Genomic DNA, 21505 nt, shown 5'->3' with positions numbered 1-21505 from the left:
CGCCCCATGGTTGACCGCGATGGCGCAGAGCGCCCAAGGAACCCAATGAAAGTCCTATTTCTGGTGCAGAAGGAACAGCGGGCGATTCTCGACCGCCTGTACGATGGCGTCGCGGCCAACTGCGAGTGCGACCTGCGCTGGTTGACCAGCGAAGACCAGCGCAACCTGCGCCGCTATTTCAAGCGTGAAGTGCAGGTCGAGCGTTATGACCGCATTGTTTTCTTCCTGCGTTTCAAACAGGAAATCCGTCAGGCGGCATTCATCCGTACGGTGCCGAACCTGGTCATCCTCGAGCACGATGCCTACCAGAACTACATCCCGTGCAAGTACACGGGCAAGTTCAGCGCCCATTACCGCAAATTGCCCTGGGCGCGGGTGATCAGCTCAGGCTACATGGTCAGCGAGCGCCTGCGTCAGGAAGGTTTCGACGCCGTGTTCGTGCCCAAGGGCTACGACGAGCAACTGCTGGCCGACCAGGGGCGTGAGCGCGACATCGAACTGGCCTTCGTCGGCAGCACCAACAGCGTGGCCTACAGCGGCCGCAAGGCACTGCTGGACGAGCTGGGCCGGGTCGAGAACCTGGTGGTGACCCGTACCAAATCGGGTGAAGACTACTGCAACACACTCAACCGGATCCGCTTCTTCGTCAGTGCCGACGTCGGCATGGGCGAATACATGATCAAGAACTTCGAAGCCATGGCCTGTGGCTGTGTGTTGCTGGCGTATGACCAGGGCGAGGAAGAGAACCGCGCACTGGGCCTGCAGGACATGCACAACGTGGTGTTCTATGACAGCATCCCGACCCTTCAGGAAAAGCTCCGCCGTTTGCGCGCGGACCCTGAACTGGCCCGGCAGATTGCAGAAAATGGTCGCCACCTGGCGGTTTCCCGTTTCAGTTTCGGGGCTGTTGGACGTAGCATCGTCGACCACATGCGCCCGGCGCTCAGGCCCCATCCGCCGTTGTCTGCATGGCAGCGGCTGCGCCTGAAGCTGGGCATCTAACATAAGAACTTTCGCGCCTGTGGAACGGGCGTTGGAAGTCGAAGTCGCAATGCGGAGGGAGTCCGGTGCGCTTTTCAAATGAGAGTGATGTCACGCTCGTCGTGACCAGTTGTGGGCGGTTCGATCTGCTCAAAGATACCCTTGAGAGTTTCGATCGCTACAATACCGCGCCCATTCGCGAAGTGTTCATCACCGAAGATTCCGGTGACGATGCCGTGCATGCCGCTGTGCCTGAGCACTGGAAACCGCACTGCAAGGTGTTCGTAAACCGGCCCAAGTTGGGCCAGTTGCCGTCTATCGACCTGGCCTACAGCCACGTCAAGACGCCCTACATCTTTCACTGCGAGGACGACTGGCACTTCTATCGCCAGGGCTTCGTCGAAGACTCCCGGGCCATTCTGGAGGTCAGCCCTGATCTGCTGCAGGTGTGGCTGCGCAGCCATGCCCATGACCTGGCCATCCACAGCCCTTACATTCACCTGGGTGATCGCCGGGTGATCGCCGGGGTGCCTTGCTACCCACTGCTGTCCGATAAGGCCGAGTGGCAGGCGTTTTCGCTCAACCCCGGGTTGCGCCGTTTGAGCGATTACCAGCGTTGCGCGCCATTTGCCGCCTATGCTGGAGAGAAGGCACTTTCCCGGCGTTATTCTGAGTTAAACCTGACAGCGGTCACCTTGGAGGGTGATGCAGTATTGCACACTGGATTTGGTAATCACGTGACCTTGCCCATCGAAGTGGAACGCAAGGCCAAACGTCGTAAACGTGATCGGATAAAGTTGGCATTGACGCTGGTGGCGGGTGCCGTGATTGGCATGGGAATCACCATTTTTGTTCAGTGAAGTCGCTGTCCCACCTGACATGAGCGGGAGAGGGCCCATGAACATCGTCAATGTGATGTGGGCGGGTGGAACGCCGTACATGTCCATCCACAAGGTGCATCGGCAGGTGCTGTCGCACGCGGGTGCCGATGCCCGGATCAGTAACTGGCTGCTGCTGGGTAGCGGGCTTTGCTGTGGGCTTGGCTCGACCCGGGAGTGGCATATGCCGTCACGGGCGCTGAAAGGGCGGCACTTCTGGCGCCTGTTGCGCCCATGGTTGCGCATGCGCTTGCGCAAGGCGCTGAACGAGGCCCAGGCTGAAGTCGTGCTGCTCGACGGTGTCGGTGTGGCGCGGTTGGTGTTGCCATTGTTGCAGCAGGTTCCGCAGGTACGTGCCAAGGTGCTGTTCCACGGCAAGACGCGCCTGAATCCCAGTGATGTGCGCCTGCTGCGCATGTTTCCGGCCGAGCGTCTGAGCATCGCCGCCGTTTCACAGACACTTGCCACGTCACTCGAACACGACCTGGGCAGGCCGGTGCAGACCTTGCGCATGGCCCTTGACCCGCTGGCTTTCGCCGAACCGTTGTTGAGCCGGGAGGCGGCCAGGCAAGCCCTGCAGCTGCCCCAGGTAACCGGGGTGATGCTGGGCGCGGTCGGGCGACTGGTGGAAAGCAAAGGTTTCGAGATGCTGATCGAGGCGTTCGCCAAGGCCTGTATGCGGCAGTCGGACCTGCAGTTGGCAATCATCGGCGAAGGCCCTCTGCGTGAGGTGCTGCAAGCCCGTATCGACGCGCTGGGCCTGGCCGGGCGCGTTCACCTGAGCGGTCACCGCGACGACCTGCAGCAGCTGTACCGGGCCTTCGACTGGCTATTGGTGCCTTCGCGCTCCGAAGGCCTGGGGCTGGTGGTACAGGAGGCGGTCATGGCCGACGTGCCGGTGGTATGCAGCGACCTGCAGGTGTTCCGCGAGCAGTTGCAGGACACCGGTGGCTACCTGCCCGTTGCCAATGAAAATGCCTGGGCCGAGGCGATCGAGCGTTGCTCGGTGCTCGGTGCCCCGGCGGTAGCTGCCCGGCAGCGCCAGGCGCTGGCCCCGGAGCAGGCCTGGCAAGCATTCTGCAATGGCTCGCAAAGCCTGCTGCGCAGTTGACGCTCAGCGTGCCAGCAGGGCTGCCTCGAAGGCGGCAAGGGGGAACCGGTCACCCAGGTTCTCCCGCTCGATATAACGCACCATATGCTGCACATTGCGCCGAATCATGCGCGCCGACAGCGGCGGACGCAGGAAGCGCATGTCGGCAACGTCGATCAGGCCCAGTTGCTGGTCGGGGGTGACCACCACATTACCCAGGTGCAACGAGCGGAAGTACACGCCGCTGCGATGCAGCTGGCGGATCAGTTCGATCAGGCGCGGCAGGTAGGTGTCCCAGCTGAAACCCTCATCGCGCGACATCTGCAGCAAGGTGCGCCCTGGCAGCGGGCGGTACAGCACGGCGGTACGCCCTGGCAGGTCGAGCTTGTGCTGGCTGATCACCTCCAGGGTGGGGATGCCCAGTTGTGCAAGGCGTGCGGCGTTGTCGACGAAGCGCTGCGAGTACGGGCGCAGCAGTGCAGATGAAATCAGCCGCTTCCTACGAAAAACCTTGAGGAAATTACCATCCGCGAGCAGGTAGACTTTGGCGCCATGGCTATCTGCCTCAAGCACCTGTGCGCCTTGTGTCAGCTGATCGAAGTCGACCTGGGGGAGCCGGGAGCATTGCATGAATAGAGCCTTGTCGTCGGGCGAACAGAATGACCGGCAATAATGCCGAAAATAATGTTGTAGCACCATTGGATGGTGTCTTTGATTCATCGGGGGAAAGGATGTTGTATCAAAAAAACTGGGCGCAAGCCTGGTTGGGGTTTGGTCTGGTCTGGTTCCTGGCAGCGATTGCCCTGGCACCGAGCAACAAGGTTTATCAGCAAGGGCTGGTGTTGTTCCTGTGGTTGCCGACGCTGGTAATGGCGTGGTCCGCAAGGCACGTAATAGTGCAGGCCTGGCGGCGTCAGCCGGCCTTGTGGGGGAGTGTGTTGCTGCTGCTGGTGTGGAGTGGGCTCAGCCTGGTCTGGTCGGCCGCGGAAAACCCGGGGCGCGAGGCCAAGCGCCTGCTCTACATCCTGGTATTCCTGCTGGCGTTCCCGCTGCTGGGCCAGCTTGGCCAGGCCCGCATTCGTCAGCTGTTGCTGGCCGGCAGCGCCTTGCTGGCCGTTGCCGCATTGATCTCGGTAATCCATTTCTACGGCGTGCTGGGCATGCCTCTGCTGGCCCGGCTGGAGGGCATCGGCGAGATATCGCACCCCATTCTGGGTGCCTATGTCATCGGTTCGGCCGTGCTCTTCCTGCTTTACGAGCCGCCGCGGCAACGTGGCCTGCAGTTGTTGTGGCTGGTGGCGCTGGTGTGCCTGGGGTTGTTTGCCATGCTCAGCCAGAGCCGTGGGGCAATCCTGGCCCTGGTGCTCACCGTGATCCTGGCCCCGTTGTGGTTCCGTGACCGCCACAGCCGGATGTTTGCCGTGCTGGCGGCCATCGCCACCGGCCTGGCCTTCTATCTCGTGTACGACCTGATCGCCCAGCGCGGTTCGTCCTACCGGCCGGAAATCTTCCACGCCGTGGTCGACATGATCGCCGCACATCCCTGGACCGGCCTTGGCCTGGGCGCTGCCTACGACGTGAGTGCAGTGGGCAAGCACTTCGACCACACCCACAACATGTTCACCCACATCGCAGTGGAGTTGGGCCTGCCTGGCATGCTGCTGTGGGTCATGGTGTGGCTGTACACCTTGGGCGAAATCGTCCGCGCACGTGGCACGTTGTTCGGCAAGATCCTGCTCGGTTTCTGGGTCTACTCCACCCTGGCCATGCAGTTCGATGCCGCCAGCCTCACTGGTACGCCACGTGCCGAATGGTTCATCAGCTGGCTGCCCGTTGGCCTGGCCATGTTGTTGCCATGGGGGAGTGCCGAAAATGATGCCTGTGGTAAAATTTCCGGTTCAACCTGAACAGCGAGCTTGATAATGGCCGAAACACCGCGACCGGCGGAACACACCTCCAGCCTGAAGATCTACTTCCGGCTGCTGAGCTATGTGAAACCCTATGTCGGCATTTTCCTGCTGAGCATCATCGGTTTCGTGATCTTTGCCTCGACCCAGCCGATGCTGGCCGGGATCCTGAAGTATTTCGTAGATGGGCTGAGCAACCCCGAAGCGGTGTTGTTCCCAAACGTCCCCTACCTGCGCGACCTGCAACTGCTGCAGGCGGTGCCGCTGCTGATTATCCTGATCGCCGCGTGGCAGGGTCTGGGCTCGTTCCTCGGCAACTACTTCCTGGCCAAGGTTTCCCTGTGCCTGGTGCACGACCTGCGTGTGGAACTGTTCAACAAGCTGCTGGTGCTGCCTAACCGCTACTTCGACAACCACAACTCCGGGCACCTGATCTCGCGCATCACCTTCAACGTGACCATGGTCACTGGTGCTGCGACCGATGCGATCAAGGTGGTGATCCGCGAAGGCCTGACCGTGGTGTTCCTGTTCGGCTACCTGCTGTGGATGAACTGGCACCTGACCCTGGTGATGGTTGCCATCCTGCCGGTAATCGCGGTGATGGTGAGCGTCGCCAGCAAGAAATTCCGCAAGCAGAGCAAGAAAATCCAGGTGGCCATGGGCGACGTCACCCACGTTGCCTCGGAAACCATCCAGGGCTACCGCGTGGTGCGCAGCTTCGGCGGCGAGGCCTACGAGGAGCAGCGTTTCGGCAAGGCCAGCCAGAGCAACACCGACAAGCAGTTGCACATGACCAAGACCGGCTCGCTGTACACGCCGATGCTGCAGCTGGTGATCTACACCGCCATGGCCGCGTTGATGTTCCTGGTGCTGTTCCTGCGCGGTGATTCCACTGCTGGTGATCTGGTGGCTTACATCACCGCCGCCGGCCTGTTGCCCAAGCCGATACGTCAGCTTTCGGAAGTCAGCTCGACCATCCAGAAGGGCCTGGCCGGCGCCGAAAGCATCTTCGAGCAACTGGACGAAGAGCCTGAAGTGGATACCGGTACCGTCGAGAAGGAGCGGGTGGAAGGGCGCCTGGAGGTGCGCAACCTCAGCTTCACCTACCCGGGTACCGAGCGTGAGGTGCTGAGCGATATCAGCTTCGTAGCCGAGCCAGGGCAGATGATTGCACTGGTCGGCCGCTCCGGCAGTGGCAAGTCTACCCTGGCAGCGCTGATACCGCGCTTCTATCACCACGACCAGGGGCAGATCCTGCTCGATGGCGTGGAGATCGAGAACTATCGCCTGCGCAACCTGCGTCGCCACGTTTCGCAGGTGACCCAGCATGTCACCCTGTTCAACGATACCGTGGCCAACAACATTGCCTATGGCGACCTGGCCGGCGCCCCGCGCGCCGACATCGAAGCCGCTGCGGCCGATGCCTATGCCAAGGAGTTCGTCGACCGGCTGCCGAAAGGCTTCGATACCGAAGTGGGTGAGAACGGCGTACTGCTCTCCGGCGGCCAGCGCCAGCGCCTCGCGATTGCCCGGGCACTGTTGAAGAATGCGCCGCTGCTGATCCTCGACGAAGCCACCTCGGCGCTGGATACCGAGTCCGAGCGGCATATCCAGGCTGCCCTGGACCATGTGATGCAGGGCCGTACCACGCTGGTGATCGCCCACCGTCTGTCGACCATCGAGAAAGCTGACCAGATCCTGGTCATGGACCAGGGGCGCCTGGTCGAGCGCGGCACCCATGCCGAGCTGCTTGCGGCCAATGGCCATTATGCCCGCCTGCATGCCATGGGCCTGGATGAGCCGGCCAAGGCCGATATCACCTGAACCCTCGTTGATCGGGGCCATCGCGGCCCCGATTGTCACGGGAATTTTCCTGGGGTGATCTGGCCATAAAGCCGTCGTCTACCCTGTGCTAATATCCTGCCCCTGTTCATTATTTCCATATGGGTTGCCCATGAAGTTGTCCATGCCGCGTTTCGATCAAGCCCCGGTACTGGTGGTCGGCGATGTCATGCTCGACCGCTACTGGCATGGCGGTACTTCACGTATCTCGCCTGAAGCGCCAGTCCCGGTGGTCAAGGTCGATCAGATCGAGGATCGCCCCGGCGGCGCGGCCAACGTTGCCTTGAACATCGCCGCCCTGGGTGCACCGGCTTCGCTGATTGGCGTCACCGGCCAGGATGAGGCCGCCGACAGCCTGGCCAACAGCCTGCAAGCTGCAGGCGTGCGCTCGGTGTTCCAGCGCATCGCGCACCAGCCGACCATCGTCAAGCTGCGGGTAATGAGCCGTCACCAGCAGTTGCTGCGCATCGATTTCGAAGAGCCATTCGCCACCGACCCGCTGTCGCTGGGTGCGGAGGTCGAGAGCCTGCTCGAGGGCGTCAAGGTGCTGGTCCTGTCCGACTACGGCAAGGGCGCACTGAAAAACCACCAGAGCCTGATCCAGGTGGCGCGGGCCAAAGGTATTCCGGTGCTGGCCGACCCCAAGGGCAAGGATTTTTCCATCTACCGTGGCGCCAGCCTGATCACACCCAACCTCAGCGAGTTCGAGACCATCGTCGGCCGTTGCGCCGATGAGGCCGAGCTGGTAGCCAAGGGCTTGCAGCTGCTGCAGGACCTGGACCTGGGCGCCTTGTTGGTGACCCGTGGCGAGCACGGCATGACCCTGCTGCGCACCGGGCAGCCGGCGCTGCACCTGCCGGCGCGGGCGCGTGAAGTGTTCGATGTGACCGGTGCCGGTGATACCGTCATCTCCACCCTCGCCGCGGCCATCGCTGCCGGCGAGGACCTGCCCCACGCGGTGGCCCTGGCCAATCTGGCAGCGGGCATCGTGGTCGGCAAGCTGGGTACGGCTGCGATCAGCGCCCCCGAGCTGCGCCGGGCGATCCAGCGTGAGGAAGGCTCCGAGCGCGGCGTGCTCGGCCTGGAGCAACTGCTGCTGGCCATTGATGACGCGCGGGCGCACAAAGAGAAGATCGTCTTCACCAACGGCTGCTTCGACATCCTGCATGCCGGGCATGTCACCTACCTGGAGCAGGCGCGGGCCCAGGGTGATCGCCTGATCGTCGCGGTCAACGACGATGCCTCGGTCAGCCGCCTGAAAGGGCCGGGCCGGCCGATCAACAGCGTCGACCGGCGCATGGCCGTGCTGGCCGGGCTGGGGGCGGTGGACTGGGTCATCAGCTTCCCCGAGGGTACACCGGAGAACCTGCTGAGCCAGGTCAAGCCGGACGTGCTGGTCAAGGGTGGCGACTATGGTATCGACCAGGTGGTAGGGGCCGATATCGTCAAGGCCTATGGCGGTACCGTGAAGGTGCTGGGGCTGGTCGAAAACAGCTCGACTACAGCAATCGTCGAGAAGATTCGCAAGAACTGATCGAGCCGCTGAGGCTGCCTCATTACCTGTTGGAGCAGCCTTGTGCTGCGAAGAGGCCGGTAGGGCAAAGCATTTCTTTAGCTCTACCGGCCTCTTCGCAGCACAAGGCTGCTCCTACAGGGGCGGCACAGGCCTCGGAATCTTACTTGTGCAGCGAAGTACGCGCCCGCTCCAGCAGTTCTCGAGCCTTGTCGCCAAACCGCTGCAGGTGTGAAGCCCGCACCGGCTTGTTCTCCACCAATCCCTGCTGCTTCACCCAATCCTTCCAGCGCACCCGCTCGTCCGTGACCACCCAGCCATCCTGCCGGGCAAAACTTTCGGCCAGGTACAGCCCGCGCGTGCTTGCCGGCACCAGTTCGTCCTTCTTCACGGTATACAGCTCGGCCAGTGGCTGGCCGTCCTTCAATGGCATCAGGTACAGGTCTGGTCGTTTGCGATTTAGCCGCGCCACCAGTTGGTCGCCCTCCAGCCGCTCATCAACGTGGAACAGGCTGAGCTTCTTGGCGTCCCGTGGTACCTGCAGGCGCATATCGTAGATCAGTTGCAGCGAGGCGGTGGGCAAGTGCACATACGCCCGCGGCCGTTCCAGCAGCATCAGCTTGCCGCAGTGCACCGGGCGCGCGGCACCCGACTCCGGGGCCAGCACGAAGTGCGGCGTTTCGCGGTAGTGCAGGGCGGCAGCGTAGGGCACCGGCAACCAGGTGTCGTTGAAGCGCCCGCCCAGCCAGCCTTCCGGGGTTTCCAGCAAGCATTCCTCGGCCACTTCCTGCACAGCCGTGTGCAATGGCAGGTTCAGTTCTTGCGCCGGCACATAGCCGGAAATCAGTTTCAGGACCACATCGCCACGGTCTTGCCGGCGCTGACGTACCAGCACCCAGTAATCGCGGTTCTGCCAATGCAGGGTCAGCCGTACCGACACGCCCAGGTTGGCCAGTTCGACCACGAAGCGCTGCACGTCGGGCAACTGGATAGCCTTGCGCCGCTGTTGGATCTGGGCAAAATTCAGCGGCATCCCGATGCTCTGGTAGATCAGACCTTCGGGCGTGGCCTCGACATGTAGCGGTAGTGTCTTGAAGTTGCTCGGGTTCTTGCGGATCAGCGTTCGCGCCACGAGGCTCCTCCTTGCGTCGGGTCAGTCCAGGCCCATGGGCCCGGGGCAACTCAATGCTGGCCCAGAATACGGGCGACGGTGGCCACGTTGTGGGCCAGGTGCAACGGATTGATGGTGCCGACGATAGCACTGCTCACGCCCGGGTGGGCGAACAGCAGCTCGAAACTGGCTTGTACCGGGTCAACGCCCAGGGCAAGGCAGATATGCCCACTGGCCAGTGCCTTCTTCACCAGGATGGCCTTGCCGTGTTCGGCAGCGTAGTCCAGCACCGGGCGTTCTGCCTGTTCGTTGAGGTTGTAGGTGACCATGGCGCAGTCGCCTTGCTCCAGTGCCTTCAGGCCGCCGGCGACGGTCTTGCCAGACAGGCCGAAGCCGAGGATCTTGCCCTCCTGCTTGAGCTCGGCAAGGGTCTGGTAAACCTCCTGCTGTTCGAGGATCGCCAGGTCGTTGCCGTCCGAATGCACCAGCACCAATTCGATGCGGTCGGTTTCCAGGCGCCGCAGGCTTCGCTCCACCGAGCGGCGGGTATGGGCGGCGCTGAAATCGAAGTGCGATTGGCCGTTGTCGAATTCTTCGCCAACCTTGCTGACGATCACCCATTCATCGCGCTGGCCGCGCAGCAGCGGGCCCAGGCGTTCTTCGCTGCGGCCGTAGGCTGGGGCGGTGTCGATCAGGTTGATACCCAGCTCGCGGGCCTGGGCCAGCAGCAGGCGGGCTTCGTCGTCGCCGGGGATGGTGAAACCGGTAGGGTACTTGACGCCCTGGTCGCGGCCCAGCTTGACCGTGCCCAGGCCCAGCGGCGAAACCTTTAAACCGGTGCTGCCCAAGGGGCGATGGAAGTCGTGCAGGGTCGGCAGGCTCATGGCAGCAGTTCCTCCCAGGCCGGTACGCCCAGCGGTGGGCGTGGCAGGTCAGCCAGGTCGGCCTGCGCCTGTGGGCGGATACCGTCGCGCTCCAGGTGGCTGATGACCCGGTCGCTGAAGTCTGGTGCCAGGGCCAGCTTGGTCGGCCAGCCCACCAGCAGGCGTTGCTGGTCGGCGAGGAAGGCGTTGTCCGGGCGTACCAGGCCCGATTGCGCCGGTTCCGCTCGGTCGACCCGCAGGGTGGCCCAGCGCACTTGGCTCTGGTCGACCCATGGCAGCAGGCTGGCGATTTCTTTCTGTGCCGCGGCGATTTGCGCAGCCGGCTCGCGGGCAACGCCGTCGGCTTCGGCCAGGTCGCCACCCAGGTACCAGACCCACTGGCCATCGGCGGCCGGGTGGGTGGTCACCGTCACCCGTGGCTTCGGCCCGCCGCCCAGGCAATGGGCGTAAAGCGGTTTAAGGTTGGCACCCTTGGCCATCACCATATGCAGCGGGCGTGTCTGCATGGCTGGCTGGTTCAGGCCCAGGGCATGCAGCAGCTGCTCGGTGCCGGCGCCGGCGCTGAGCACGATACGCTGGGCGCGGATGTCGCGCTCGTCGACGCGCAGGCCAACCAGGTCTTCGCCCTCGCGCAGCGGCTCGATGTGCTCACCGGCCAGCAGGCTGTCGCCTGCCAGCTCGGCCAGGTTGGCCAGCAGGCTGGGCACGTCGATGACCAGCTCGGCCAGGCGATAGACCTTGCCCTTGAAGGCGCGGTCCTGCAGCGCGGGCGGTAGTTGCTCGCCCTTCACCTGGTCGACCCGGCCGCGCACGGCCTTGCTGGCGAAGAAACTGGTGAGATTGCCGGCCAGGGTGCCAGGCGACCACAGGTAATGGGCGTCGGACAGCAGGCGAGTGCGGGTCAGGTCCAGCTCGCCGCTGCCGCTCAGCGCTTCGCGCCAGCGTCGCGGCATGTCGGCGATGGCTTCCGAAGCGCCGGTGAGGGCGCCATGCAGGGCGTACTTGGTGCCGCCATGGATGATGCCCTGAGACTTGATGGTCTGCGCGCCGCCAAGGCTGGCGCGTTCCACCAGTACTGTCGAGTAGCCCAGTCGGCGCAGGCGGGCATTGAGCCAGAGGCCTGCGACCCCGGCGCCGACGATCAGCACGTCAGTGGAAATGGCAGATGGCATGGCGGTACCTCGAAGACTGGGACAGCTGGCAAGTATACAGGGTCGGGCCGATGTGGGCTTTGCGTTCCTGGGGCTGCTGCGCAGCCCTATCGCGATACAAGGCCGCTCCTACAGGCCCCGCGCATGCCTCGGTCTCTGTAGGAGCGGCCTTGTGTCGCGATAGGGCCGCGAAGCGGCCCCAAAATCCATCAGGCAAACATCAATGCCCAGCAGTCTTCGAAAACAGCTGAATCACCACCACCCCGCCCACAATCATCGCCATGCCCAGCATCGCTGGCACATCCAGCTTCTGCCCATAGATCACCAGCGCTGCCACACTGATCAGCACAATCCCCAGCCCCGACCAGATGGCATAGGCGATCCCCACCGGAATGCTGCGCACCACCAGGGTCAGCATCCAGAAAGCAATGCCGTAACCAACCACCATCAGCAGCAACGGCAAGGGCGTACTCAAGCCTTTCACCGCTTTCATGGAAGCGGTGGCGATGACTTCGGCGCAGATGGCGATGGCGAGGTAGGTGTAGGCATTCATGGCGAGATCCTCCGTTAGCTGACCGCAGATTCTAGTCCCACCCCGAATGGGGTAAAGTCATTACCTATCACTATGCGAGATAGGTTGATGGCCGAGCACTGGAACCTTGAACAGTTGCGTACTTTCCTGCGCGTTGCAGAACTGCGCTCGTTCTCTGCCGTGGCCCGCGAGCAGCGCAAGGCCCAGTCGGCAATCAGCAGCGCGATCGCCCTGCTCGAAACCGACCTGGGGGTAACCTTGTTCGAGCGCAGCAGTGGCCGGCAACCCAAGCTGACCGAGAACGGCAGCGCCCTGTTGGAAGATGCCCGCGAACTGTTGCGCCAGTGCGAGCGTCTGGATGGCCGTGCGTTGGCGCTGATGCGCGGGCAGGAGGCCTTGTTGCGGGTCGCCCAGGACGAAGCCATGCCCTATCAGCCGGTCATTGACAGCCTCGACGAACTGGCCAGCCGCTACCCGTTCCTGGAGGTGCAGCTGGCCAGCGGTGCCCAGGGCGATGTGGCGCGCAAGCTGGTGGAGCGGCGCGCCGATCTTGGACTGTTCTTCCACCACGAGAGCATCCCGGCCTCGCTGGAGCGGCGCGCCTTGGGTAGCGTCGAAATGGTCACGGTATGCGCGGTCGGTCACCCGCTCGCCGGCGAAGGCCGGGTTACCCGGCAGCAACTGGCGCGCCACCGACAATTGTTGATTGCCCCGCAGCAAAGCGGCTACCCCGGCGGCGAAGCGATCAGCCCGCAGGTGTGGCGCGCCGACAGCTTCTACGCCATGGCCGAACTGCTGATGCGTGGCCTGGGGTGGGCCTGGCTGCCGCGGCACGTGGTGCAGTACCCGACCTACCAGGCGCACATGGTCGAACTGGACAGCGAGTGGCGGCCACCGGCCTTGGTGGTGGAGCTGGCCTGGCGTCGCGACGAGCCGCTGGGGCCTGCTGCGCAGTGGCTGGCCGAGCGCTTTGCGGTGCACCTGCGCGCGATCGGGTAAACTCCGCGGCCATGAACAGAACTCTCTTTACTTTGTTGTTTCACCTGGGCCTGCCGCTGGTTGCGCTGCGCCTTTATCTGCGCGCGCGCAAGGCGCCGGCCTATGGTCAACGCATTGGCGAGCGCTTTGCTTTCAGGCTGCCGCCCATGCGCCGGGGCGGCATCTGGGTGCACGCGGTATCGGTGGGCGAGAGCATTGCGGCGGCACCGATGGTGCGCGCCTTGCTCAAGGCCTACCCGGAATTGCCGATCACGCTTACCTGCATGACCCCCACCGGTTCAGAGCGTATTCGCGCCATGTTCGCCGACGAACCACGCGTGCAGCATTGCTACCTGCCCTACGACCTGCCTTGGGCGGCAGGGCGCTTTCTCGACCATGTGCAGCCGAAGCTGGGCATCATCATGGAAACCGAGCTGTGGCCCAACCACATCCACCAGTGTGCGAAGCGCGGCATTCCGGTAGCGCTGGCCAACGCACGCTTGTCTGAGCGCTCGGCCCGTGGCTATGGGCGCTTTGCCGGGCTGACCCGGCCGATGCTGGCCGAGATGAGCCTGATTGCCGTGCAGACCGAAACCGAGGCCCAGCGCTTCCGTGACCTGGGTGCGCGTCCGGAGTGCGTGCAGGTCACCGGTTCGATCAAGTTCGATCTGAAGATCGATGAGCAACTGTTGCCGCGTGCCAAGGCATTGCGTGAACAGTGGGGGGCGGCACAGCGCCCGGTGTGGATCGCCGCCAGCACCCACGAAGGTGAAGATGCGTTGATCCTGCAGGCACATCGGCAATTGTTGCAGGTGCATGGTGATGCCCTGCTGATCCTGGTGCCGCGCCACCCCGAGCGATTCGCTGCGGTGCATACGCTGTGCAGCGAACAGTTCACCACCGTGCGGCGCTCTGCCGGCACGCCGGTCGATGCGCAGACGCGGGTATTGCTCGGCGATACCATGGGCGAGTTGCTGTTCCTCTATGCCCTGTCCGACATTGCCTTCGTCGGTGGCAGCCTGGTGGCGACCGGCGGGCACAACCCGCTGGAGCCCGCGGCGCTGGCCTTGCCGGTACTGATGGGGCCGCATGTGTTCAACTTCCTTGAAATCAGCGCGATGCTGCGCGAGGCGGGGGCGTTGCAGCAGGTGGACGATGCCGACGGGCTGGCCGAAGCGGTGCGGCGGCTGGTCGAGTTGCCGCAGGACGCGCAGCGCATGGGCGAGGCGGGCAGGGCGGTAATGCGGGCCAATCAGGGTGCATTGCAGCGCTTGCTCGATGGCCTGGGCGCACTTATCCGCTGAGTTTGGTGTTGGGTTTTCTGGCCTCATCGCCGGCAAGCCAGCTCCCACAGGTACTGCACAAGGCTTAAGGCCGTTGGAGAACCTGTGGGAGCTGGCTTGACGGCGATGAGGCCATCAAAAGCAACCCACCCTGCGGAAAATACATCCCCTATCTCAGGGGCGACGCTCGAAGTTCTTCGCCGCTGCAGCCGCCAGGTCCGGCGGCAGGAAGTCCTTGTCCGGGTTGTAGTCTGGCTTCAGGTACCGCTTGAGGTCCTGCAGGTCCTGCGGGCTCAAGGTGCCGGCTGCCTGCTTCAGGCTCAGGTTGTCGAGGATGTAGTCATAGCGGCTGTTGTTGTAGTCGCGCACCGAGGTGTACAGCTGACGCTGGGCGTCAAGCACGTCGACGATATTGCGGGTACCCACCTGGTAGCCGATCTCGGTGGCTTCCAGCGCGCTCTGGTTGGAGATGATCGACTGCTTGCGCGCCTGCACCTGTTCCACGTCGGTATTCACTGCGCGGTGCAGGTTGCGGGTGTTTTCCACCACCTGGCGGCGCAGGCTTTCACGCTGCTGCTCGGTCTGGCTCAGGCGCTGGTAGGCCTCGCGCACCTGCGAACTGGTCAGGCCGCCGCTGTAGATCGGGATGTTCAACTGCAGGCCGATGCTGGTCTGCTCGACGTCGCCGCTATAGCGCGTAACGGGGGCCGGCGCGGGGTTGGTGAAACCGAAGTTGTCGTTGTCACCCTTCTGGTACTTGGCAACTGCGTCCAGGGTCGGCGCGTGGCCGGCCTTGCGCTGGCGCAGGGTTTCCTCGGCAGCGACGACCGCGTGGTTGGTGGCCAGCAGGTTGAGGTTCTGGCGCCCGGCGGTTTCGACCCAGGCCTTGGCGTCGTTGGGCGTAGGCACCTGCACTGGCAAGGTATGGACCACGCCTTGAATCGATGTGTATTCCCGGTTGGTCAGGGTCACCAGGGCCTCGAAGGCATCCTGTACCTGGCGCTCGGCAATGATTCGGTTGGCCCGCGCTGTATCGTAGCTGGCCTGGGATTGCAGCACGTCGGTCTTGTCGGAGAGGCCGACGTCGAATCGTTCGTTGGACTGGTCCAGCTGGCGCTTGAAGGCCGCTTCCTCGGCCTTGGTCGCGGCCAGGTTGTCCTGGGCACGGAGCACGGCGAAGTAATTCTGCGCGGTTTGCAGGATCAGGTTCTGCTCGGTCGCCGACAGCTCCAGCGCCGCCTGTTCGTTGACCGCTTCGGCTGCCTGCAACTGGAACCAGCGATCAGCGCGGAATATAGGTTGCGCCAGGGTTGCGCTCCAGGTGTTGCCGCTGCGGTTGCTGGTGGCCGATGGTTCGTCCAGCTTGGTGCGGGTGTTCAGCATTTCGGCGCCGGCCGACAGGTTAGGCAGCAACCCGGCGCGAGCCTGCGGTACCACTTCGCGGCGGGCGCCGTAATCGGCGCGGGCCGCAGCCAGGTCAGCGTTGTTGTCGACCGCTTCCTGATAGACGCTGACCAGGTCGGTTTTCACTGTAGTGGGCACGTCCGCTGCCCAGACCACTCCGTTGGACGCACAAGACACGGCTATTGCCAGTGAGAGTTTGCGCAGCATAGAGGCAATCCTTGTACGAAATTTAATTACTGAACTGTTGAGTATCGAGCGACGGGCCAGTGTAGTGCCATGCGCACCCGGCAACAATCGCTCGGGGTGCCTTTCATCATCCGCGCATTTACTCGCTTGGCTTTGCCGACCACTCCAGTCTAGACTGCGCATGTTCTTGTCGGGGTGCCTTGAAGCAAAGGCTGAGATCGCAAAGTTGCGGATCCCGTTGAACCTGATCAGGTTAGCGCCTGCGTAGGGAACAAGATTGCTCGCCTTCCCGGGGAGCCTCTTGTGCCAGGTCCGGGAATGTCACAGCTGCATGCAGCTTCAGGCACCCCAAATCCGGCACTGCACCCATGAAGGGTGCGTCCGCGCCTTTCAGGTTCACCCCGACATTCCACTGCTTGGAAGCCGTCTGGAGAGCCTGTGATGACCAAACAAGAAAAAGCGATCAACCTCAGCGAATCGGCACAAGTCGATCAGCAGTCCGTGCAACCGTTTCCGCGTTCGCGCAAGGTGTATGTCGAAGGCTCGCGCCCGGACATCCGCGTGCCCATGCGTGAAATCAGCCTGGACGACACCCCGACCGATTTCGGTGGCGAGTCCAATGCCCCGGTGCTGGTCTACGATACTTCCGGCCCGTACACCGACCCCAACGTTGTCATCGACGTGCGCAAGGGCCTGGCCGATGTGCGTTCGGCGTGGATCGAGGCACGCGGTGACACCGAGCGCCTGGCCGGCCTGAGCTCCGACTTCGGCCAGCAGCGCCTGAACGATGCCGAACTGGCCAAGCTGCGTTTCGCCCACGTGCGCAACCCGCGCCGAGCCAAGGCTGGTGCCAACGTCTCGCAGATGCACTATGCCCGCCAAGGCATCATCACTGCCGAGATGGAGTACGTGGCCATCCGCGAAAACATGAAGCTGCAAGAGGCACGTGCCGCTGGTCTGCTCGACGAGCAGCACGCCGGCCACAGCTTCGGGGCCAACATCCCGAAAGAAATCACCCCTGAGTTCGTCCGCCAGGAAATTGCCCGTGGCCGCGCGATCATCCCTGCCAACATCAACCACCCGGAAGTGGAACCGATGATCATCGGCCGCAACTTCCTGGTGAAGATCAACGGCAACATCGGCAATAGCGCGCTGGGTTCCTCGATCGAGGAAGAAGTGGCCAAGCTGACCTGGGGCATCCGCTGGGGTTCGGACACGGTCATGGACCTGTCCACCGGCAAGCACATTCACGAAACCCGTGAGTGGATCATCCGCAACTCGCCGGTGCCGATTGGTACCGTACCGATCTACCAGGCCCTGGAAAAGGTCAACGGCGTGGCCGAGGACCTGACCTGGGAGCTGTTCCGCGACACCCTGATCGAGCAGGCCGAGCAGGGCGTGGACTACTTCACCATCCATGCCGGCGTACTGCTGCGTTATGTGCCGCTGACTGCCAAGCGTGTCACCGGTATCGTCAGCCGTGGTGGCTCGATCATGGCCAAGTGGTGCCTGGCACACCACAAGGAAAACTTCCTGTACACCCACTTCGAAGAAATCTGCGAAATCATGAAGGCCTACGACGTCAGCTTCTCGCTGGGCGACGGCCTGCGTCCCGGCTCGATTGCCGACGCCAACGATGCCGCGCAGTTCGGCGAACTGGAGACCCTCGGCGAGCTGACCAAGATCGCCTGGAAGCACGACGTGCAGTGCATGATCGAAGGCCCCGGCCACGTGCCGATGCAACTGATCAAGGAGAACATGGACAAGCAGCTGGAATGCTGCGACGAGGCGCCGTTCTACACCCTCGGCCCGCTGACCACCGATATCGCTCCTGGTTACGATCACATCACCTCGGGCATCGGTGCGGCTATGATCGGCTGGTTCGGTTGCGCGATGCTCTGCTACGTCACGCCCAAGGAACACCTGGGCCTGCCAAACAAGGATGACGTGAAGACTGGCATCATCACCTACAAGATCGCCGCTCATGCCGCCGACCTTGCCAAGGGCCACCCGGGTGCGCAGATTCGTGACAACGCCTTGTCCAAGGCACGCTTCGAGTTCCGTTGGGAAGACCAGTTCAACCTCGGCCTGGACCCGGACACTGCCCGTGCCTACCACGACGAGACCCTGCCTAAGGAATCGGCCAAGGTCGCGCACTTCTGCTCGATGTGCGGGCCGAAGTTCTGCTCGATGAAGATCACCCAGGAAGTGCGTGAATACGCCGCCAAGATCGAAACCGTGGATGTGACGGTAGAGCAAGGCATGCGCGAGCAGGCCGAGCGGTTCCGGCAGGAAGGCAGCCAGCTGTATCACAAAGTCTAAGTCGCAGCGCTGACCCCTGTAGGAGCGGCCTTGTGTCGCGATGGGCCGCGAAGCGGCCCCGGCAATTTCAGTCGCGAAGCTGAAAACCTGGGGCCGCTTTGCGGCCCTTTCGCGACACAAGGCCGCTCCTACAGCGACCGCGTCCAATCCAATACCTTGCCGAGTGTCAAAGCATGACCACCCCCAGCCAATTCTCCCCCGACCACCCGGTCCCCACCGCCCAGCGCATCTTCGGCGCCCGCGACCTGTTCTCGCTATGGTTCTCCCTCGGCATCGGCCTGATGGTGCTGCAGGTCGGCGCCATGCTGGCCCCTGGCCTGGGCCTTGCCGGCGCGGTGCTGGCTATCGCCCTGGGCACCGGTGTGGGTGTGCTGCTGCTGGGGGCTGCCGGTGTCATCGGCAGCGATACCGGCCTGTCGGCCATGGGCACGCTGAAACTGAGCCTGGGTGGCCATGGCGCTCGCTTGCCGGCGCTGCTCAACCTGCTGCAACTGGTGGGCTGGGGTGCGTTCGAGATCATCGTGATGCGCGATGCCGCCAGCCTGCTGGGCGCGCGGGCGTTCGGCGAAGCCAGCGCCTGGAACAGCCCTGTGCTCTGGACCCTATGCTTCGGCGCCCTGGCCACCTTGCTCGCAGTCGGTGGGCCGCTGGCGTTCGTGCGCAAGGTGCTACGCACTTGGGGTATCTGGCTGCTGCTGGGCGCTTGCCTTTGGCTGACCTGGAACCTGTTCGCCAAGGCCGACCTTGCGGCACTGTGGAACCGCGCCGGCGACGGATCGATGTCGCTGGCTGTGGGTTTCGACATCGCCATCGCCATGCCGCTGTCCTGGTTGCCGCTGATCGCCGACTACTCGCGTTTTGCCCGTAACGGCAAACATGTATTCGGTGGTACGGTGCTGGGTTACTTCATCGGCAACACTTGGCTGATGAGCCTGGGCGTGGGTTACACCCTGGCCTTCGCCGACAGTGGCGAAGCCAACGCCCTGCTGCTGGCCCTGGCGGGCGCCGGCATGGGCATTCCACTGCTGCTGATTCTGCTGGACGAGTCGGAAAAGGCTTTTGCCGACATTCACTCGGCGGCCGTTTCCACCGGCGTGCTGGTGCGCCTGAAGGTCGAGCACCTGGCGCTGGCCATTGGCGTGCTGTGCACGCTGATCGCCTTGCTGGCACCACTGGCACAGTACGAGAACTTCCTGCTGCTGATCGGCTCGGTGTTTGCACCGCTGTTCGGTGTGGTATTGATGGACCATTACGTGATCCGTCGCCGCCGCTTGCCAGCACAGGTGCATGGCTTGCACTGGCAGGCACTGCTGGCCTGGGCGGTGGGCGTTGCCGCGTACCATCTGATCGCCGCGCAAGCGCCGGACCTGGGTGCGACCCTGCCGGCATTGCTGCTGGCAGGGCTACTGCACGGGCTGCTGAGCTTCAGCCGCGGCCGGGAAACAGCTCGGGCTTGAGCACGCCATTCAGGCGCGGGTAGGGGATCTTCAACTCCACGTGGCCCATGGAGTAGGGCGCGATGGTATAGACCTCGTACTTGACCACCACCGCGCCGTACGTCAGGGCGACGTGCGGCGACTGCTTGAACGGCCAGGTCTTGATGAACTCGGCATCCTTGTCCATGCCTACGCTGATCAGCCAGGCGCGGTGCGATTCCTCGACGGTTTTCCAGAAGGTGTCTTCCTGGCCGGGCACCAGCATGTCCTGCAGGGTCAGCACCTTGTCCAGCTTGCGCGAATAGTTGATGAAGCCACGCCCGGGCATGCCGTGGGCGCCGCCGCTGTCCAGGTAGCTGGACAATTCGATGATCACCAGTCCGTCATGCTGCTCGCGTACCTTGGCCTGCAGGTAGCTGCTGTTGCGCCTGTCGGCACTGGCCAGGTACTGCTGCTCGTAGGCTTGCAGGGTGGTCGGTGCGTTGCCGCGCTGGTTGTCTTCGGTCAGTTGCAGCAGGCGTTTCTCGACGATGCCATCGAGCTTGGGCAAGGCCGGGAAGTGGATCATGTCGATGTTCACCAGCGGGCAGTCGCTTTCGCTGCAGCCGGGTTTGACATGCTCCCAGGCATCGCGCTTGACCTCGAGCGGCGCCCGGTAGTTGGGCGTGAACAGGCTTTGGCAGGCACCCAGGGCCAGGGCCAGCACAGCCACGGAAGTCAGTTTGACAAGTGTCATGAGGATCCTTGCAGAACAGGGAAAAGTCGGCCTTTGACCGTCTGCGCGGCCTTCAGTTCGCCACTAAGCTAACAGAGAGAAGGCGCGCTGTCCCGAGTGCGCGAACGGTTGCCGGAAAGGGGTGAAACCGGCAGGCGTGCAGAGTAGGATGGCGCGATGCGGTATTCGAGGTAATGAGGATTTCCATGTCAGACGCGTTGAACTCAGTGCCCAAGGGCTTCGAAATCATTGAGCGGGCCAACTGCTTCCAGGGCTTTTACAAGCTCGACAAGCTACGTCTGCGCCACGAGTTGTTTGCCGGGGGCATGGGCCGCGAGATCAGCCGCGAATTGTTCGTGCGCCATGATGCGGTGTGCGTGCTGCCGTACGACCCGTTGCGCGATGAAGTGGTGCTGATCGAGCAGTTCCGCGTCGGTGCACTGGACAAGGTCGACAACCCCTGGCTGATCGAGATGGTGGCCGGGCTGATCGACAAGGACGAGCAACCCGAGGAAGTCGCCCACCGCGAAGCCGAAGAAGAAGCCGGCCTGGCCTTCAGCGCCCTGTGGCCGATGACCCGTTACTTCCCGTCGCCCGGCGGCAGTGACGAATATGTTCACCTGTTCCTCGGCCGTTGCAGCAGTGAAGGGGCGGGCGGCCTGCATGGCCTGGAAGAAGAGGGCGAGGACATTCGCGTGCGCGTGTGGTCGTTCGAGGATGCCATGCAGGCGGTGCGCGACGGGCGCATCTGCAATGCGGCGACCATCATCGGCCTGCAATGGCTGGCGCTGAACCGTGATGAAGTACGAGGTATGTGGAAGTGAACCTGCTGCGCGAGCGTTATCGGGTCGACCTGGTCGGGCTGCAGGCAGCTTGCGAGGCCAACTACGCCCGGCTGATGCGCCTGTTGCCCGACATGCGCACCACCCAGAGCTCGCGCCGCATCGGTATGACCCAAGGCGACCAGATGCTTGGCGTGCTGGTGCTCGACGTGGTGCTGGCCTGCCCGTACACCACCACCCTGCACGTGCGCCAGGAGCACAGCCTGCCATGGTTGCCGGTGCCGCACCTGGAAGTGCAGGTGTACCACGATGCGCGCATGGCCGAAGTGGTCAGTGCCGAACACACCCGTCGCCTGCGCAGCATATACCCCTATCCCAACGAAGCCATGCACCAGCCGGACGAAAAGGCCCAGCTCAACCTGTTCCTCGGTGAATGGCTGAGCCATTGCCTGGCCTGTGGCCACGAGCTGGCAAGCGTTCGCTGAATTGTGACGTGGTTTGGGTACGGGT

General features: G+C 63.3%; 19 protein-coding genes and 1 riboswitch. Of the genes, 12 read left to right on the top strand and 7 right to left on the bottom strand.

The window, feature by feature from the left end:
• Positions 1-45 precede the first annotated feature (45 nt).
• The 3 genes from ACK56M_RS26740 (at position 46) to ACK56M_RS26730 (ending at position 2970) form a co-directional block, all read left to right on the top strand.
• A complete protein-coding gene (locus ACK56M_RS26740) occupies positions 46-1002 on the top strand; it encodes a glycosyltransferase (protein WP_015272035.1) in 957 nt (318 codons plus the stop codon).
• Positions 1003-1067: 65 nt separating this feature from the next.
• Positions 1068-1841: a glycosyltransferase family 2 protein gene (locus ACK56M_RS26735; protein WP_039612457.1), complete on the top strand. Its 774-nt coding sequence runs from the start codon at positions 1068-1070 to the stop codon at positions 1839-1841.
• A 37-nt stretch (positions 1842-1878) separates the two neighbouring features.
• The gene (locus ACK56M_RS26730) at positions 1879-2970 is read left to right on the top strand and encodes a glycosyltransferase (protein WP_189121406.1); all 1092 of its coding nucleotides are present in this window, start codon (positions 1879-1881) and stop codon (positions 2968-2970) included.
• A 3-nt stretch (positions 2971-2973) separates the two neighbouring features.
• Here ACK56M_RS26730 and ACK56M_RS26725 read toward each other — a convergent pair whose 3' ends face one another.
• On the bottom strand, positions 2974-3579 hold the full coding sequence (locus tag ACK56M_RS26725) for a toluene tolerance protein Ttg8 (protein WP_015272032.1): 606 nt from the start codon (positions 3577-3579) through the stop codon (positions 2974-2976).
• A gap of 101 nt (positions 3580-3680) precedes the next feature.
• Here ACK56M_RS26725 and ACK56M_RS26720 point away from each other — a divergent pair, with 101 nt between their 5' ends.
• From ACK56M_RS26720 to hldE, 3 genes are all read left to right on the top strand, one after another.
• On the top strand, positions 3681-4856 hold the full coding sequence (locus tag ACK56M_RS26720; protein ID WP_054572166.1) for an O-antigen ligase family protein: 1176 nt from the start codon (positions 3681-3683) through the stop codon (positions 4854-4856).
• Between the two features lie 15 nt (positions 4857-4871).
• On the top strand, positions 4872-6680 hold the full coding sequence (msbA, locus tag ACK56M_RS26715) for a lipid A export permease/ATP-binding protein MsbA (protein WP_013974473.1): 1809 nt from the start codon (positions 4872-4874) through the stop codon (positions 6678-6680).
• 130 nt (positions 6681-6810) lie between these two features.
• Positions 6811-8232, top strand: a complete 1422-nt coding sequence (gene hldE / locus ACK56M_RS26710; protein ID WP_015272030.1) for a bifunctional D-glycero-beta-D-manno-heptose-7-phosphate kinase/D-glycero-beta-D-manno-heptose 1-phosphate adenylyltransferase HldE — start codon at positions 6811-6813, stop codon at positions 8230-8232.
• Positions 8233-8374: 142 nt separating this feature from the next.
• On the opposite strand, the gene ACK56M_RS26705 is transcribed toward hldE, so the two are convergent.
• The 4 genes from ACK56M_RS26705 to ACK56M_RS26690 all read right to left on the bottom strand — a co-directional run bounded on the left by ACK56M_RS26705 (position 8375) and on the right by ACK56M_RS26690 (position 11910).
• Positions 8375-9343 (bottom strand): hypothetical protein, encoded by a 969-nt coding sequence (locus ACK56M_RS26705; protein WP_003257020.1) that lies wholly within the window; start codon positions 9341-9343, stop codon positions 8375-8377.
• Between the two features lie 50 nt (positions 9344-9393).
• Complete coding sequence (locus tag ACK56M_RS26700) at positions 9394-10206, bottom strand: aldo/keto reductase (protein ID WP_100413009.1); 813 nt, start codon at positions 10204-10206, stop codon at positions 9394-9396.
• Entirely contained in the window at positions 10203-11378 is a 1176-nt protein-coding gene (locus ACK56M_RS26695) for an NAD(P)/FAD-dependent oxidoreductase (protein WP_102083212.1), read from the bottom strand. Before ACK56M_RS26695 ends, ACK56M_RS26700 begins: the two co-directional genes overlap by 4 nt.
• Positions 11379-11577: 199 nt before the next feature.
• Positions 11578-11910 carry a DMT family transporter gene (locus ACK56M_RS26690; RefSeq protein WP_008095055.1) on the bottom strand — a complete coding sequence of 111 codons (333 nt, stop codon included), beginning with the start codon at positions 11908-11910 and terminating at the stop codon, positions 11578-11580.
• 87 nt (positions 11911-11997) lie between these two features.
• On the opposite strand from ACK56M_RS26690, the gene ACK56M_RS26685 reads away from it, so the two are divergent.
• Positions 11998-12888: a LysR family transcriptional regulator gene (locus tag ACK56M_RS26685; protein WP_013974467.1), complete on the top strand. Its 891-nt coding sequence runs from the start codon at positions 11998-12000 to the stop codon at positions 12886-12888.
• An 11-nt stretch (positions 12889-12899) separates the two neighbouring features.
• Positions 12900-14171, top strand: a complete 1272-nt coding sequence (gene waaA, locus ACK56M_RS26680) for a lipid IV(A) 3-deoxy-D-manno-octulosonic acid transferase (protein ID WP_100413011.1) — start codon at positions 12900-12902, stop codon at positions 14169-14171.
• Positions 14172-14324: 153 nt separating this feature from the next.
• Here waaA and ACK56M_RS26675 read toward each other — a convergent pair whose 3' ends face one another.
• Positions 14325-15761, bottom strand: coding sequence for a TolC family outer membrane protein (locus tag ACK56M_RS26675; protein ID WP_003258125.1), 1437 nt, complete (start codon positions 15759-15761; stop codon positions 14325-14327).
• Between the two features lie 160 nt (positions 15762-15921).
• Positions 15922-16028, top strand: a riboswitch (TPP riboswitch).
• Positions 16029-16181: 153 nt separating this feature from the next.
• Here ACK56M_RS26675 and thiC point away from each other — a divergent pair.
• Together thiC and cytX are read left to right on the top strand one after the other, a co-directional pair.
• The gene (gene thiC, locus ACK56M_RS26670; RefSeq protein ID WP_015272025.1) at positions 16182-18062 is read left to right on the top strand and encodes a phosphomethylpyrimidine synthase ThiC; all 1881 of its coding nucleotides are present in this window, start codon (positions 16182-16184) and stop codon (positions 18060-18062) included.
• A 173-nt stretch (positions 18063-18235) separates the two neighbouring features.
• Complete coding sequence (cytX, locus tag ACK56M_RS26665) at positions 18236-19519, top strand: putative hydroxymethylpyrimidine transporter CytX (RefSeq protein WP_015272024.1); 1284 nt, start codon at positions 18236-18238, stop codon at positions 19517-19519.
• On the opposite strand, the gene ACK56M_RS26660 is transcribed toward cytX, so the two are convergent.
• Complete coding sequence (locus ACK56M_RS26660; RefSeq protein WP_015272023.1) at positions 19488-20234, bottom strand: RsiV family protein; 747 nt, start codon at positions 20232-20234, stop codon at positions 19488-19490. The genes cytX and ACK56M_RS26660 overlap by 32 nt on opposite strands.
• Positions 20235-20419: 185 nt before the next feature.
• Between ACK56M_RS26660 and ACK56M_RS26655 the strand changes: the two genes are divergently transcribed.
• Together ACK56M_RS26655 and ACK56M_RS26650 are read left to right on the top strand one after the other, a co-directional pair.
• A complete protein-coding gene (locus ACK56M_RS26655) occupies positions 20420-21037 on the top strand; it encodes an NUDIX domain-containing protein (protein ID WP_015272022.1) in 618 nt (205 codons plus the stop codon).
• Positions 21028-21480, top strand: a complete 453-nt coding sequence (locus ACK56M_RS26650) for a DUF1249 domain-containing protein (RefSeq protein WP_016501905.1) — start codon at positions 21028-21030, stop codon at positions 21478-21480. The genes ACK56M_RS26655 and ACK56M_RS26650 overlap by 10 nt, the downstream gene beginning before the upstream one ends.
• The last annotated feature ends 25 nt before the right edge of the window (positions 21481-21505 follow it).

Origin of the sequence: Pseudomonas sp. s4, from assembly GCF_046764235.1 — a bacterium.
Classification (GTDB): domain Bacteria; phylum Pseudomonadota; class Gammaproteobacteria; order Pseudomonadales; family Pseudomonadaceae; genus Aquipseudomonas; species Aquipseudomonas asiatica.
Note: the sequence above shows the minus strand (reverse complement) of the source record. Positions and strands in the feature narration are given on the sequence as shown.

What these genes read in the sequence shown, in the direction of transcription:
- ACK56M_RS26740 (WP_015272035.1), top strand. Translation starts at nt 46, where the DNA reads ATGAAAGTCCTATTTCTGGTGCAGAAGGAACAGCGGGCGATTCTCGAC.
- ACK56M_RS26730 (WP_189121406.1), top strand. Translation starts at nt 1,879, where the DNA reads ATGAACATCGTCAATGTGATGTGGGCGGGTGGAACGCCGTACATGTCC.
- ACK56M_RS26725 (WP_015272032.1), bottom strand. Translation starts at nt 3,579, where the DNA reads ATGCAATGCTCCCGGCTCCCCCAGGTCGACTTCGATCAGCTGACACAA.
- ACK56M_RS26720 (WP_054572166.1), top strand. Translation starts at nt 3,681, where the DNA reads ATGTTGTATCAAAAAAACTGGGCGCAAGCCTGGTTGGGGTTTGGTCTG.
- msbA (WP_013974473.1), top strand. Translation starts at nt 4,872, where the DNA reads ATGGCCGAAACACCGCGACCGGCGGAACACACCTCCAGCCTGAAGATC.
- hldE (WP_015272030.1), top strand. Translation starts at nt 6,811, where the DNA reads ATGAAGTTGTCCATGCCGCGTTTCGATCAAGCCCCGGTACTGGTGGTC.
- ACK56M_RS26700 (WP_100413009.1), bottom strand. Translation starts at nt 10,206, where the DNA reads ATGAGCCTGCCGACCCTGCACGACTTCCATCGCCCCTTGGGCAGCACC.
- ACK56M_RS26695 (WP_102083212.1), bottom strand. Translation starts at nt 11,378, where the DNA reads ATGCCATCTGCCATTTCCACTGACGTGCTGATCGTCGGCGCCGGGGTC.
- ACK56M_RS26690 (WP_008095055.1), bottom strand. Translation starts at nt 11,910, where the DNA reads ATGAATGCCTACACCTACCTCGCCATCGCCATCTGCGCCGAAGTCATC.
- ACK56M_RS26685 (WP_013974467.1), top strand. Translation starts at nt 11,998, where the DNA reads ATGGCCGAGCACTGGAACCTTGAACAGTTGCGTACTTTCCTGCGCGTT.
- waaA (WP_100413011.1), top strand. Translation starts at nt 12,900, where the DNA reads ATGAACAGAACTCTCTTTACTTTGTTGTTTCACCTGGGCCTGCCGCTG.
- ACK56M_RS26675 (WP_003258125.1), bottom strand. Translation starts at nt 15,761, where the DNA reads ATGCTGCGCAAACTCTCACTGGCAATAGCCGTGTCTTGTGCGTCCAAC.
- thiC (WP_015272025.1), top strand. Translation starts at nt 16,182, where the DNA reads ATGACCAAACAAGAAAAAGCGATCAACCTCAGCGAATCGGCACAAGTC.
- cytX (WP_015272024.1), top strand. Translation starts at nt 18,236, where the DNA reads ATGACCACCCCCAGCCAATTCTCCCCCGACCACCCGGTCCCCACCGCC.
- ACK56M_RS26660 (WP_015272023.1), bottom strand. Translation starts at nt 20,234, where the DNA reads ATGACACTTGTCAAACTGACTTCCGTGGCTGTGCTGGCCCTGGCCCTG.
- ACK56M_RS26655 (WP_015272022.1), top strand. Translation starts at nt 20,420, where the DNA reads ATGTCAGACGCGTTGAACTCAGTGCCCAAGGGCTTCGAAATCATTGAG.